11 protein-coding genes and 1 pseudogene are annotated in these 12,881 nt (G+C 68.5%); 7 read left to right on the plus strand and 5 right to left on the minus strand.

Annotated elements, in window-relative coordinates; all coding sequences use genetic code 11:
• Positions 1-131 precede the first annotated feature (131 nt).
• Together A7G45_RS25765 and A7G45_RS25770 are read left to right on the plus strand one after the other, a co-directional pair.
• Positions 132-854: a hypothetical protein gene (locus A7G45_RS25765; protein WP_260941189.1), complete on the plus strand. Its 723-nt coding sequence runs from the start codon at positions 132-134 to the stop codon at positions 852-854.
• Entirely contained in the window at positions 855-1,523 is a 669-nt protein-coding gene (locus tag A7G45_RS25770; protein ID WP_260941191.1) for a DUF2561 family protein, read from the plus strand.
• A gap of 517 nt (positions 1,524-2,040) precedes the next feature.
• On the opposite strand, the gene qcrB is transcribed toward A7G45_RS25770, so the two are convergent.
• Genes qcrB through ctaE form a run of 4 tightly spaced genes read right to left on the minus strand, consistent with a single transcriptional unit; the run spans position 2,041 to position 6,285 of the window.
• Entirely contained in the window at positions 2,041-3,678 is a 1,638-nt protein-coding gene (gene qcrB / locus A7G45_RS25775; RefSeq protein ID WP_071287035.1) for a cytochrome bc1 complex cytochrome b subunit, read from the minus strand.
• Positions 3,675-4,838: a cytochrome bc1 complex Rieske iron-sulfur subunit gene (gene qcrA, locus A7G45_RS25780; protein ID WP_064858744.1), complete on the minus strand. Its 1,164-nt coding sequence runs from the start codon at positions 4,836-4,838 to the stop codon at positions 3,675-3,677. Before qcrA ends, qcrB begins: the two co-directional genes overlap by 4 nt.
• Positions 4,835-5,647, minus strand: coding sequence for a cytochrome bc1 complex diheme cytochrome c subunit (gene qcrC, locus A7G45_RS25785; protein WP_061003208.1), 813 nt, complete (start codon positions 5,645-5,647; stop codon positions 4,835-4,837). The genes qcrA and qcrC overlap by 4 nt, the downstream gene beginning before the upstream one ends.
• 26 nt (positions 5,648-5,673) lie before the next feature.
• Entirely contained in the window at positions 5,674-6,285 is a 612-nt protein-coding gene (ctaE, locus tag A7G45_RS25790; RefSeq protein WP_043403275.1) for an aa3-type cytochrome oxidase subunit III, read from the minus strand.
• A gap of 69 nt (positions 6,286-6,354) precedes the next feature.
• Here ctaE and trpD point away from each other — a divergent pair, with 69 nt between their 5' ends.
• On the plus strand, positions 6,355-7,446 hold the full coding sequence (gene trpD / locus A7G45_RS25795; protein ID WP_231575724.1) for an anthranilate phosphoribosyltransferase: 1,092 nt from the start codon (positions 6,355-6,357) through the stop codon (positions 7,444-7,446).
• Here the strand turns inward: trpD and A7G45_RS25800 are convergent.
• A pseudogene (locus A7G45_RS25800) lies at positions 7,384-9,252 on the minus strand (DEDD exonuclease domain-containing protein); the annotation flags it as partial. The gene trpD and the pseudogene A7G45_RS25800 sit on opposite strands and share 63 nt — an antisense overlap.
• Positions 9,253-9,334: 82 nt before the next feature.
• Here A7G45_RS25800 and A7G45_RS25805 point away from each other — a divergent pair.
• The 4 genes from A7G45_RS25805 (at position 9,335) to A7G45_RS25820 (ending at position 12,877) form a co-directional block, all read left to right on the plus strand.
• Complete coding sequence (locus tag A7G45_RS25805) at positions 9,335-9,574, plus strand: hypothetical protein (protein WP_043987105.1); 240 nt, start codon at positions 9,335-9,337, stop codon at positions 9,572-9,574.
• A 154-nt stretch (positions 9,575-9,728) separates the two neighbouring features.
• Positions 9,729-10,871, plus strand: coding sequence for a peptidoglycan hydrolase RipC (gene ripC / locus A7G45_RS25810; RefSeq protein WP_043987106.1), 1,143 nt, complete (start codon positions 9,729-9,731; stop codon positions 10,869-10,871).
• 59 nt (positions 10,872-10,930) lie between these two features.
• Positions 10,931-11,692, plus strand: coding sequence for a peptidase (locus A7G45_RS25815; protein ID WP_260941197.1), 762 nt, complete (start codon positions 10,931-10,933; stop codon positions 11,690-11,692).
• Positions 11,693-11,710: 18 nt separating this feature from the next.
• Entirely contained in the window at positions 11,711-12,877 is a 1,167-nt protein-coding gene (locus A7G45_RS25820) for a glycosyltransferase family 4 protein (RefSeq protein WP_260941198.1), read from the plus strand.
• Positions 12,878-12,881: the final 4 nt, after the last annotated feature.

Here is a 12,881-nt window from a genome sequence, read left to right on the forward strand (position 1 = left end):
GGTCCTGAAGGCGGCCTCCTCACGGCCACGCCGGGCCCATGTTGGGTAATGTCTGCCGGAGCGCTGGAATGTCGCCGCAAGCGGTGTTCCTCAGCTGCAGCGACACAGCGGTCGAGAGGGATTAGGCGTACGTGAGCGGGTCACATTCCCCGGGCTCGGATGATGCGGCCCGGGAGACATCGGGCGTCGGTGAAGGCACCGGCGAAACCGAGATCTATTCGCAGGCCTACTCTGCGCCCGAATCCGAGCACTTCACCGTCGCTCCGTACGTGCCGCCCGAGCCGGGGCTGTACGACTACGACAGCTACGAGGCCAAATCCGACACCACCGACGACGCCCCGCCACCGCGGTGGCCGTGGGTGGTCGGCGTCGTGGCGATCATCGCCGCCATCTCGTTGGTGGCGTCGGTCGCCATTCTGGTGACCCGCAACACCAGCTCGGAGAACGTGGCGACACCGTCGACGAGCACCACGTCGGCGCCCCCGTTCCAGGACGAGTTCACCACCACGACACCGCCGCCGCCCCCGCCGCCCAGCACCGCCGCGGCCGCGCCGCCGGCGACGACGTCCGCGCCGCCGACCGGGCCAAGGTATGTCACGTACCGCATTTGGGGCACCAAGGCGCCGCTGGACCGTATTTCGGTGACCTACACCGACGCCGCGGGACGCCAGCGCACCCAGCAGAACGTCTACATCCCGTGGATGATCACTCTGACACCGATCTCGATGTCAGATGTGGGCTCGGTCCAGGCGTCCAGCCTGCTGCGGCTGAGCCACCTGAATTGTTCGATTGTGACCAGCGACGGCCAGACCCTGGCCTCGCAGACAAACGATGATTGGCAGACGAGCTGTTAAATGCCGTACAACGCTGAGACTTCAACCCGGTCGCGAGTGACCGGCGGCAGCCCCGAGCAGTTGGACCGTCTTCTGCTCGGTGGCTGTGTGGCCCTGTGGCTGGCGGCCCTCGGCGCCGGGGTAGCGGCCGTCGTCGCGCTGGTGGACCTCGGTACCCGGCACCCGTCGGGTGCTCCGGCGGCGCACACCCCGTGGCTGCTGTACACCGTCATCGGGGTGTCCGCGGCCGTGATCGTGGGTGCCATCCCGCTGTTGTTGCGCGCCCGCCGCGGCGGGGCAGCCCCGCTGCCGCTGCTCGGGGGCGGGCCGTCCGCCGAAGACCGCAGCCCTGCCGGCGAACCCCCGCAGAGCGCGCTGCGATCCTTCGACGATCCGGTGGTACGGCGCTACTCGGCATCGCCGGCGACCAGCATGGTGGGCTTTCCGGTAGCCGCGGTGGATCAGCTGTGGCTGCGCTGCACTCTCGGGATCGCCGCCGCCATGGGCGCCGCGACGTTGTTCGTCTTCCTGGGCGCGTACATGCTGGCCGACCGCCACGACGAGCTGGCCTGGATCCTGTACGGCCTCGCAGTTGTCCTCACCGCGGTCATGGTGGCCATTCCCTGGTACTGCCTGCGTGGTCTGCACGCGGTGCTGGAGGCTTCTGCCGAGGACGCCCGCACGGCTTAGTTGTCGGCGAAGGCGGTCGTTGCTGACATCGCCGAACGATCGCAGGAAACTACGCCTGGCACAGCCATTTTCGTCGATCCCGGTGCTGAGTTGTCGTCCGAATCAACTGCCATGATCCAGGTCTGACCACCGAGAGCAACGGGGTGGCGGAATTCTGCCCGATTCTCCGCCACCCAGTTGCTCTCGCGGATGCAAGTCGCTAAGCCCCGACGCTCGGGGGATCACTGCGTCCATGGTGAACAGGGGCGGACGTCGACCGGGGATGTCCGCATGTCGAGGGCCGTCACAAGATCGGTCTGTCCGCCCGCTGGCGATCTCGCGAGTTCAGCACCTGGATCGGTGCGGGTTCGCGCCGTCACCCAGCTGAGTCTGCCCTGAGGGCGTACAGCACTCGACATTTCCCGCCCTCAGGGCGGAGTCAACGGCGAGAGAATCCGGTGGGGTAGGGGAGTGGACCCCGGAAACGACTTCGGCCCGGTCTGGTGGAAACCAGACCGGGCCGAAACCGTATATCGAACTAGTGGTGGCCGTTGGACCCGTTGGGCGAAATCTCGTCCTGGTATTCCTTGAGCGCGGTGAGTGCCTTGTGCTCGGCGGCATGTTCGGCGTCGGCGAGGGCGGCTTGTTCGACGGCAGAGTCGGCGAACAGGAAGCTGCCGGTACCGGGCGAGCCGGCCGATCCGAGCTTGTTCATGCGCTTGGGCAGTGCGGCACCCTGGTACTCCAGCGGGATCGGGTGGCCGTGGTCGTCGACCGGACCCAGCGGCTGGTGCAGCTCGACGTACGCGCCGTGTGGCAGCCGCTTGAGGATGCCGGTCTCGATACCGTGCTCGAGAACGGCGCGGTCGCTGCGCTGCAGGCCTACACACCAGCGGTAGGTGAGGTAGTAGACGATCGCGGGCAGGACGACCATGCCGATGCGGCCGATCCACGTGGTGGCGTTCAGCGAGATGTCGAACTTGAGCGCGATGATGTCGTTCATCGCGGCCAGGGTCAGCACCATGTAGAACGCGATGGCCATGGCACCGATGGCGGTGCGGACCGGCACGTCGCGCGGACGCTGCAGCAGGTTGTGGTGCGCGTCATCGCCGGTGAACTTCCGTTCCAGGAACGGCCAGGCGATCAGCAGACCGAACACCACGCCCATCAGCAGGGCGACGCCCATCACGGCCGGGATGGTGTGGCCGAAGGGGTAGAACTCCCAGGCCGGCCAGATACGGGCCAGGCCTTCGGTCCACATCATATAGAAGTCGGGCTGGCTGCCGGCGGATACCTGCGAGGGCTTGTAGGGGCCGAGCTCCCAGATGGGGTTGATCTGCAGCAGGCCGCCCATGATGCCCAGGACGCCGGTGACCAGCGCGAAGAACGCGCCGCCCTTCATTGCGAACACCGGCATGACGCGCACGCCGACGACGTTCTTCTCGGTGCGGCCGGGGCCGGGGAACTGGGTGTGCTTCTGGAACCACACCAGCGCCAGGTGGGCGCCGATCAGGGCCAGGATGATGCCCGGGATCAGCAGGATGTGCAGGGCGTACATCCGCGGGATGATGATGTTGCCGGGGAAGTCGCCACCGAACAGCGCCCAGTGCATCCAAGTGCCGATGACCGGGATACCGAGGGTGATCGAGGAGAGCGCGGCGCGCAGGCCGATGCCGGACAGCAGGTCGTCGGGCAGCGAGTAGCCGAAGTAGCCCTCGAACATGGCCAGGATCAGCAGCAGCGAGCCGATCATCCAGTTCGCCTCACGCGGGCGGCGGAACGCACCGGTGAAGAAGATGCGCGCCAGGTGCACCATGATCGACGCGGCGAACATCAGTGCGGCCCAGTGGTGAATCTGGCGGACGAACAGGCCACCGCGGACCTCGAACGAGATCTCCAGAGCCGATTCGTAGGCGCGCGACATCTGCACGCCACGCAGCGGCTGGTAGACGCCGTTGTAGACGACCTCGACCATCGACGGATCGAAGAACAGGGTCAGGTACACGCCGGTGAGCAGCAGAACCAGGAAGCTGTACAGCGCGATCTCACCGAGCATGAAGGACCAGTGCGTCGGGAAGACCTTGTTCAGCTGGCGGCGTACCGCGGCCGACGGGTGGTACCGCGAGTCGATCGCATCGCCTTGTGCGGCAGCGATGTCAGCGAGCTTGGGACTCATGATTTGCGCTCCCAGAATGCCGGTCCGACGGGTTCGATGAAGTCGCCGTTGGCGACCAGGTAGCCCTCTTTGTCAATCGTGATCGGCAGCTGCGCCAGGGCGCGGGCCGCCGGTCCGAAGATCGGCCGCGCGAAGTGCAGCGCGTCGAACTGCGACTGATGGCAGGGGCACAGAATGCGGTAGGTCTGCTGCTCGTACAGCGACGAGGGGCAGCCCAGGTGCGAGCACACCTTGGTGTACGCGAAGAAGTCACCGAAGTTGAAGCTCTCCTGGCCCTGGCGCTTGACCACGCGGCTCAGGTCCTCGGGCTTGATGCGGATGAGCATCACCGGGTTACGCACACCGAGAGCGATGTGGCCGAGCTTCTCGTGCGACTCGAGGGTGGTGCCGTCGCCGTCGGACTCACGCCACGGGAACACGGTCTCCATGCCGCCCGCGTCGAGGTCCTCGGGACGCATCTTCACGAAGGGGGACTCACCCGGCAGGCCGGTGGCCCGCGCCAGGAAGATGGTCTCGCCGTGGAAACGCGGGGTCCAGCCCGACGTCCACAGGACGGCCTTCTTGCCGTCGGCGGTCGGCACGACCGGCTTCCACGGGTTCTTGATCAGACCGCCGATGAAGGCGACCGCGGTGCCCAGGCCGAATGCGCCGAGGCCGACGCCGAGCGACAGGCCGATCAGCTTGCGACGCTTGAGCGTCGAGCCTTCGAGCGCATCGGTCAGGTTGGCCGCGACGGTGGCGCGATGGACCTCGGGGGAGGCGCCGTCGTGGCGGTCCTGGATCGAGATTTCCTCGGGGATGAACTTCTTCTGGAAGAGCACCGCGCCGATGCCGATCGCGAGGATCGACAGACCGAAGGTCAGGCCGTACAGCGGGGTGGCCAGCGAGTAGATGAACTCACCGTCGGACTCGAACGGCTTGTACTCCCACGGCCAGAACAGGAACACCAGCAGCAGGGCCAGGCCGGAGAGACCACCGAGCAGCAGCCAGGCCGCGACCTGACGCTCGGCGCGCTTCTCCGCCTTGGTGCCCTCGACGGGCCAGCGCGGCTCCTTGAAGACGGTCGTGACGCCGTCGATCTTTCCGCCCAGTTCGACGAGTTCTTCGCGCGACATCTCGCGCAGTTCCGCGTCACTGGGAATGTTCACGTTCTCGCTCATGCGCGAGCTCCGATCCACATAGCCGCGCCGATCACGGCGACCATCCCGATAATCCACATCGCCATGCCCTCGGGCGCGGGGCCGAAGCCGCCGAGGCCGTAGCCGCCCTGGCTGCGGTGCTCAGCCGACTCGCGGACGTAAGCGACGATGTCGCGCTTCTCTTCCGGGGACAGCTGGCGGTCCGAGAACTTGGGCATGTTCTGCGGGCCGGTGAGCATGGCGGTGTACACCTGCGCCGGCACTTCGGCGGCATGGCCGAGGTCGGGCGCGTACTTGCCCGACGACAGCGCGCCACCCTTGCCGGTGAAGTTGTGGCAGGACGCGCAGTTCAGGCGGAACAGGTCGCCACCGCGGGCGACGTTCTCACCGATGAACGAGTGCTGGTTGATCTGGCCGTTGGCGTCACGCGGAACCTGGGGACCGCCGCCGTTGGCCTGGATGTAGGCGCCGAGGGCGTCGATCTGGTGCTCGTCGAACGCCGGGTCCTTGCGGGCAGCCTGGGCCTCGCCGCGCATGGCAGGCATGCGGCCGGTGGACACCTGGAAGTAGACGGCCGCGTCGCCGACGCCGATGAGGCTCGGGCCGCGGTCCGTCACACCCTGCAGGTTGGCGCCGTGGCACGAGATGCAGGACGTTTCGAACAACTGCTTGCCCGTGCGCAGCAAAGCCAGCTGCGACTCGTCGGCGACCGCGACCTGAGGCCGCGGCGTCAGGGTGGCCGCAAGGCCACCAGCGACTAGAAGTCCGAGCAGCAGCAGCATCGCTGCTGAGAGGCGCCGGTGTAACCGACGACGGGACTTGCTGGTCATCGAACCCCTTCTCATCGACGAGTTGGTCATCGGACGAAGTAGATGGTGGCGAACAGGGCGATCCACACGATGTCGACGAAGTGCCAGTAGTACGACACAACGATGGCAGCGGTGGCCTGGGCCGGCGTGAACTTGCTCATCTTCGTGCGGGCAAGCAGGTAGACGAATGCCACCAGACCGCCGATGACGTGCAGGCCGTGGAAACCGGTGGCCAGGTAGAACACCGAACCGTAGGCACTACCGGGAATGGTGGTGCCGTGCTCGACCAGGTGGATGTACTCGTAGCCCTGGCCCAGCACGAAGAACAGGCCCATGAGGAACGTGATCACGTACCACCGGCGGAGCCCGAACACGTCGCCGCGCTCGGCCGCGAACACGCCCATCTGGCAGGTGAACGACGACGCGACCAGCACCAGCGTCACCGGCACCGCGAGGGCCAGATTGAGTTCGGTCGGCTTCGGCGGCCAATCGCCGCCGGCCTGGGCACGCGCGGTGAAATACATTGCGAACAGGCCAGCAAAGAACATCAACTCGCTGGAAAGCCACACAATGGTGCCGACACTGACCATGTTCGGCCGGTTCAGCGAATGCACCCTCGACGTGATGGCGGTTCCGGAGGTACCTACAGCGCTCGTCACAGCGGTAAGTATGACGCTTTGTAGTTGTTGAACTCCACCCGGGTGCCGACATTGGTCATAATCGGGTTCGTGCCAACCACCGATCCCCATCAGGAACCGATCACCGACGGGCCCCAGTGGCCCCAGATCCTGGGCCGGCTGACCACCGGCCAGAACCTTGCCGTGGGTCAGGCGGGGTGGGCAATGGACCAGGTCATGACCGGTTCCGCGACCCCGGCGCAGATCGCTGCATTCGCCATCGCGATGAAGATGAAGCGGCCGACCTCCGCGGAGGTGACGGAGCTCGCCGACGTGATGTTGCGACACGCCCGAAAAGTGCCCGCGGACGCGCTCGCGGCGATCGGCACCGATGTCGTCGACATCGTGGGTACCGGAGGCGACGGCTCCAACACCGTGAACCTGTCCACGATGGCGTCGATCGTCGTCGCCGCGTGCGGAGTGCCGGTGATCAAGCACGGGAACCGGGCGGCGTCGTCGCTGTCCGGTGGTGCCGACACCCTGGAAGCCCTGGGCGTGCGGATCGACCTGTCGCCGGGAGACGTCGCCCGCTCGGTCACCGAGGTGGGCATCGGGTTCGCGTTCGCCCCGCAGTTCCATCAGTCCTACCGGCACGCGTCGGCCGTGCGGCGGGAGATCGGGGTGCCGACGGTCTTCAATCTCCTTGGGCCGCTCACCAATCCGGCGATGCCGCGGGCCGGTCTCATCGGCTGCGCGTGGGCGGAACTGGCCGAGGTGATGGCAGGTGTGTTCGCCGCGCGCGGCTCCAGCGTCCTGGTGGTGCACGGCGACGACGGGCTCGACGAGCTGACCACCACGACGACGAGCACCATCTGGCGCGTGCAGGCCGGCACCGTGGAGCGGCTGACGCTGGATCCGGCGGCGTTCGGTTTCGCGCGCGCTGACCTGAGCGAATTGCGTGGCGGTGACGCCACGGCCAACGCGGAGTCGGTGCGTGCGGTACTGGCCGGCCAGGCCGGCCCGGTGCGGGATGCCGTGGTGCTCAACGCCGCGGGGGCCATGGTGGCTCATGCCGGGCTATCCAGCGACGCCCAGTGGGTGCCGGCGTGGGAGCGTGGCCTGGCCCGCGCCACCGAGGCGATCGATTCGGGCGCGGCCGAGCAGCTGCTCGCGCGGTGGGCTCGGTTCACCCAGAAGGTCTGACCGCTGTGCCTGCTGCGCCGCCGCCCGGGCCGACCGGGCGGTGGCGGCCCACTCGGCCCACCGTCCGGCCGCGGTGATCGGCAGGCAGTAGCCCGCCCCTGATTCGGTGTCGGTGTCGGTGTCGGTGCGCACGATGCGCACGCCGGGCGCGGCCAGCCAGCGCACGATGAGCGCCACCTCCTCGACGGGCGCGCCGCCCAGCGGCCGCTCTGACGTCAGGATCACCTGTGCCGCAGCGGATATCGCGTCGACGACGGGCATCGGCGGGACCCGGCGCGGTGCGTTGCCTGCGGCCGCCAATTGGCCGTACCGGACCACGACGAGGTGCCAGCCGCCGGCACCGTCGGGCCGGGCGGCCACCAGTTCCGGCAGCGCGGTCAGGGCCCGCAGGCGCTGACCGCGCCACAGTCCGTCGATGACGGTGGCGGCATGGTCCCGGAGCCGTGCCGCGGTCTCGTAGCGGCCTTCGGCCGCCAGGTCGTCGATGTGTTTCAGTGCTGCGTCGAGTGCGGAATCATCAACGCCGGCAATGTTTTCCGCGGCCCGGCCGGCGAATTCGGCATACCCTCCGGCGGTGATACCGCGGGGCGCCGGACACGGCGACAGTTCACGCTCCGGGCACTGCGGCCCGTGCTCGGCTGCCCGGGCCAGCCGGTTCGTGCAGGTCCGCACTCCCGTGAAGCGGGCCAGCAGCAGGGCCGCGTCGACGGCGTCGGCATGGGCCCGGAACGGGCCGACGGCCCGGTCGTGCCGCGGTGCCCGGATCACGCTGAAACGAGGGAACGCCTCGTCGGTGAGCACCACCCACCACCATTTGTGCGGAGCCTTCGAGCGCCGGTTGTAGGGCGGTGCGTGTGCGGCGAGCAGCCGGAGTTCGCGAACCCCGGCTTCCAGCTCGTGGGCGCACTCCACGTGATCGACGCGGACGGCCAGTGACGCCATCTCTTTCATGCGGGCGCGCGGGTCGGCTCCGGTGAAGTACTGCCGGACCCGGCGGCGCAGATCGACCGCGGTGCCGACGTAGAGCACCTCCTCGGACGGCCCGCGAAACAGGTACACGCCAGGGGAGTTCGGCAGTGCGTCGGCGAGCTTGCGGTTGCGGCGCTGTGCGCTGGTGACGTCGGGGAGATAGCCGCGCAGCTCGGCCAGCGTGTGCACACCCTGGTTGCCGATGCGCTCCAGCAGCCCGTGCAGCACGTCGACGGTGGCGCGCGCGTCGTCGAGGGCCCGGTGGGTGGGTGTGGTGGTGGCGCGGAACAACCGGGCCAGCTCCGAGAGCCGGACGCTCGGCGCCTCCTCCCGGGTCAGCACGCGGCGGGCCAGCTTGACCGTGCAGAGCACCGGCGGGTTGGGCCAGGGCAGCTTTGCGCGTTCGGCCGCGGCCCGCAGGAAGCCGATGTCGAAGCCCGCGTTGTGGGCGACCAGGACGGCGCCGCGACAGAACTCCAGAAATGCGGGCAGCACCGATTCGATGCGCGGGGCGTCGCAGACCATGGCCGTGGTGATCCCGGTCAGCTGCACGATCTGGGGTGGGATGGCACGACCGGGGTCGATCAGGGTGCCCAGTTCGCCGATGATCTCGCCGCCGCGGATCTTGACGGCGCCGATCTCGGTGATGGCGTCCCAGCCGCCGCCGGTCTCGTCCGCCCGGGCCCGGCCGCCGGTGGTCTCCAGGTCGACCACCACGAACGTGGTGTCACGCAGCAACGCCTCATCAAGATCGAAAGCCAGCTGGTCGGTGGCGCTGCCGGAGCCCATGACGCGACAGTAGGGGCCGGCACCGACAAGAAATCCCATCGATGTCATTCCGTTATCGGGTTGCTGATCAGGCGCACTTTTTGTCGGTGGACGTCGCTAGCGTGCGCCTCAACCGATAAAGGAGTCAGAGATGAAGATGGACAACGGGCCGGTGAAGATCGACTGCGACGACTGCGCGGTGCGTGGTCCCGGCTGTGGTGACTGCGTGGTCAGCGTTTTGCTGGGTGTGCCCGAGACTTTGATGGACGACGAGCGCCGCGCACTGGAGGTACTCGCCGATGCGGGCATGGCGCCGCGTTTGCGGTTGGTGCCGATCGGCCGTCCGAAAGACCAGATCGGGCCCGCGTCAAGTGCTACGGGCGTAGCGTGACGACCCTCACATTGTGATGCTGGTTAACAGGATCGGGGGGCGGGCTGATAGATTGGCCATTCCCGTTGGACAACGCCGATGCCGTTTCGTAACCTATCTGAGACCTCACTGAGTTCGAAGCGGCTCGAACCCGCAGTTGTAAGGACGCGAAATCTTGAGTCTCCACCGCACACACCGCACCATATGCGGTCTTAAACGACCAGTAGCCGGTGCGATCGCGGGGCTCACCATACTTGGTAGCGTATTTGCGGGCAACGTCCAGGCCGATCCGGCGGACGACGCCGTAGCAAAGCTCAATGAGCTCTCGCGCCAGGCAGAGCAGACCACCGAGGCCATGCACGCCGCGCAGCTCGATCTGAACAAGAAGCTGGCCGCCGCGAAGGCCGCCGACACCAAGCACGAGGCCGCCGCCGCAGCCGCGGACGTCGCTCAGGCCGACCTGGCTACCTATCAGACGTCTGTCGACAAGATTGCTGCAGCGCAGTACATGGGCGGCCGGACCGACGGCATCGACGCCATCCTGACCGCGGATTCCCCGCAGGGCCTGATCGACCAGCTCTCCGTCCAGCGCGTGATGGCCAGTGAGATGGCCGCGCAAATGGCCAACTTCCACAGTGCCTCCGATGCCGCTACCAAGGCCGAGGCCGACTCGGCCAGGCTCGCCGCCGAGTCCAAGACTGCCGCCGAGCAAGCCGCCGCGGTACGTGCTGATCTGCAGTCCAAGCAAAGCAAGCTGCAGGTGCAGATCGCCATCGTCAAGTCCCGCTACACCGCGCTGACGCCGAGTCAGCGCGAGGCATTGGCGGCCCTGCCGCCGGCCCCGGCCGCCCCGCCGGTACCCGCTCCGGACGCCCTGCCGCCGGCTCCGGGTGACGATCCCGCCATCAACGCTGCAGGCCCGACCCCGCCGGTCGAGGGCGCTCCCGTAGTGCCCGACGTCGCCGGCGGTACCGCTGCCGGCGCCATCGCGGTGCAGGCCGCGCTGACCCGCATCGGCGATCCCTACTCCTGGGGTGCGGCCGGCCCTGGCGCGTTCGACTGCTCGGGCCTGGTGATGTGGGCCTTCCAGCAGGCCGGCATCTCGCTGCCGCACTCGAGCTATGCGCAGGCGGCCGGAGGCCAGGCGGTGTCGCGCGACCAGATGCAGCCCGGTGACGTCGTGACCTACTACTCCGACGCCTCGCACGTGGGCATCTACATCGGCGACGGGATGATGGTCCACGCGTCGACGTTCGGTGTGCCCGTGCGAGTGGCGCCGGTCGACAACGCACCGATCTACAACGTGCGTCGCTACTGAGCCTGTCCCGACGTCTGCCACGACGGGCTGTCCTCGGCCTGCTCGCCGCTGAGGCGGCGGTGGCCGTCGCGATACTGAGCCGCGGTCGTGCGAACGAGGCCGCCCCGTCGCAGCCCGGGCCAACACCGCCGCCACCGCCGTCTTCGTCGCCGGCCCCGACGACCATCCGGCTGGCTGACGGCCGCACCGTCGAACTCCTGGTCCTGGACCCCGGCTCGACCCTGCCGGGCCGCATCACCGCCGAACTCGACGGCGCGGTCGCCGCAGTCACCGAATTCTGGGGCGATGACTGGCGCCGTCAGATCACCATCGTGACCACCGGCACCGACGAGGAATTCCAGGCACTGGCCGCCGGGCGTCAGGAGTTTGCCGCGGCCACCACCGTCGACCGCATCGTGTTCGCCCCCGGCGCCGCCAAGATGGGGCCCGGCGCGCTGCGAATCGTGTTGCGCCACGAGCTTTTCCACTATGCCTCCCGGGCCGTCACGGCCGCCGATGCGCCCTGGTGCCTGACCGAGGGCGTCGCCGACTACGTCAGCCGCCCGCGCACCCCACGCCCCGCGCCCGCCGACATGGCGGTGCTGCCCGGCAACGCCGACTTCCAGGTCACCGGGCCGGCGCTGTCGCTGGCCTATGACCGCGCCTGGTGGTTCGCCCGGTTCGTCGGCGGGCAGTTCGGCGATCCGGTCCTGCGCCGGCTGTATCTGGCCGCGTGCGGCGTCGATCATCCCGACCTCGATGCCGCGCTGGCCGCCACCCTCGGCATGGATCGCGACGCGTTGACCGCTGCGTGGCAGCGGTGGCTCGCGGCCCAGGGCTGACGCGATAGCCTGACCGCGATGTCTTCCCCGTCGCCCAGCTCGCCCCGGACATCCCGGGTGCTGCTGCTGACCAACGACTTCCCGCCCCGCCGTGGCGGCATCCAGTCGTATCTGGAGAGCCTCGTCGGCGAATTGCTCGGCCGCGGGTCGCACGAGCTGACGGTGTACGCCCCGAAATGGAAGGGTGCGCCGGAATACGACAAGGCTGCCGCGGCCGCCGGATATCAGGTGGTCCGCCACCCGACGACGCTGATGGTGCCCGAACCGACCGTCGCGCTACGGATGCGCAAGCTGATCGCCGAGCACGACATCGACACCGTGTGGTTCGGCGCGGCCGCGCCGCTGGCGCTGTTGGCGCCGCTGGCCCGCGACGCCGGGGCGACCCGGATTGTCGCCAGCACGCACGGCCACGAGGTGGGTTGGTCGATGCTGCCCGTCGCGCGAAACGCGTTGCGCCACATCGGAAACAACACGGACGTGGTGACGTTCGTGAGCCACTACACGCGCAACCGGTTCGCCGCGGCGTTCGGGCCCGAAGCCGCGCTGGAATACCTGTCGCCCGGGGTCGACGTGGACCGCTTCGTCCCCGACGAGGTGGCCCGCGCGGAGCTGCGGGCCCGGTATGGGCTGGGGCAGCGGCCGGTGATCGTCTGCCTGTCGCGCCTGGTCCCACGCAAAGGCCAGGACATGCTGATCCGGGCGCTGCCCGCCATCCGGGAACGGATCGACGGTGCCGCGCTGGTGATCGTCGGCAATGGGCCGTACCGCGACGATCTGCAGAAGCTGGCGCAGCGCTACGACGTCACCGACCATGTCGTGTTCACCGGCGGGGTGCCCGGTGACGAGCTACCGGCCCACCATGCGATGGCCGACGTCTTCGCCATGCCGTGCCGCACCCGGGGGAGCGGCCTCGATGTCGAAGGGCTCGGCATCGTCTTCCTCGAGGCCTCCGCGTGCGGCGTGCCGGTGGTCGCCGGCGATTCCGGCGGCGCACCGGAAACCGTCGTGGAAGGAAAGACCGGCCACGTGGTCGACGGTCGCGACGTCGCCGCCATTGCGGCAGCCATCGGTGACATCCTGGCCGACCCCGACCGGGGCGCCGCGATGGGCGCCGCCGGCCGTCAGTTCGTCGTCGACAACTGGCAGTGGAAGCTCAAGGGCGAGCGGCTCGCCGAGCTGCTCTGACCGC

Source organism: Mycolicibacterium llatzerense, from assembly GCF_025331195.1.
Classification (GTDB): Bacteria; Actinomycetota; Actinomycetes; order Mycobacteriales; family Mycobacteriaceae; genus Mycobacterium; species Mycobacterium llatzerense.

Bases quoted from the DNA above. Each gene is read 5' to 3' on its own strand.
- A7G45_RS25820 (WP_260941198.1), top strand. From the start codon at position 11,711: ATGTCTTCCCCGTCGCCCAGCTCGCCCCGGACATCCCGGGTGCTGCTG.
- qcrB (WP_071287035.1), bottom strand. From the start codon at position 3,678: ATGAGTCCCAAGCTCGCTGACATCGCTGCCGCACAAGGCGATGCGATC.
- qcrA (WP_064858744.1), bottom strand. From the start codon at position 4,838: ATGAGCGAGAACGTGAACATTCCCAGTGACGCGGAACTGCGCGAGATG.
- qcrC (WP_061003208.1), bottom strand. From the start codon at position 5,647: ATGACCAGCAAGTCCCGTCGTCGGTTACACCGGCGCCTCTCAGCAGCG.
- A7G45_RS25805 (WP_043987105.1), top strand. From the start codon at position 9,335: ATGAAGATGGACAACGGGCCGGTGAAGATCGACTGCGACGACTGCGCG.
- A7G45_RS25770 (WP_260941191.1), top strand. From the start codon at position 855: ATGCCGTACAACGCTGAGACTTCAACCCGGTCGCGAGTGACCGGCGGC.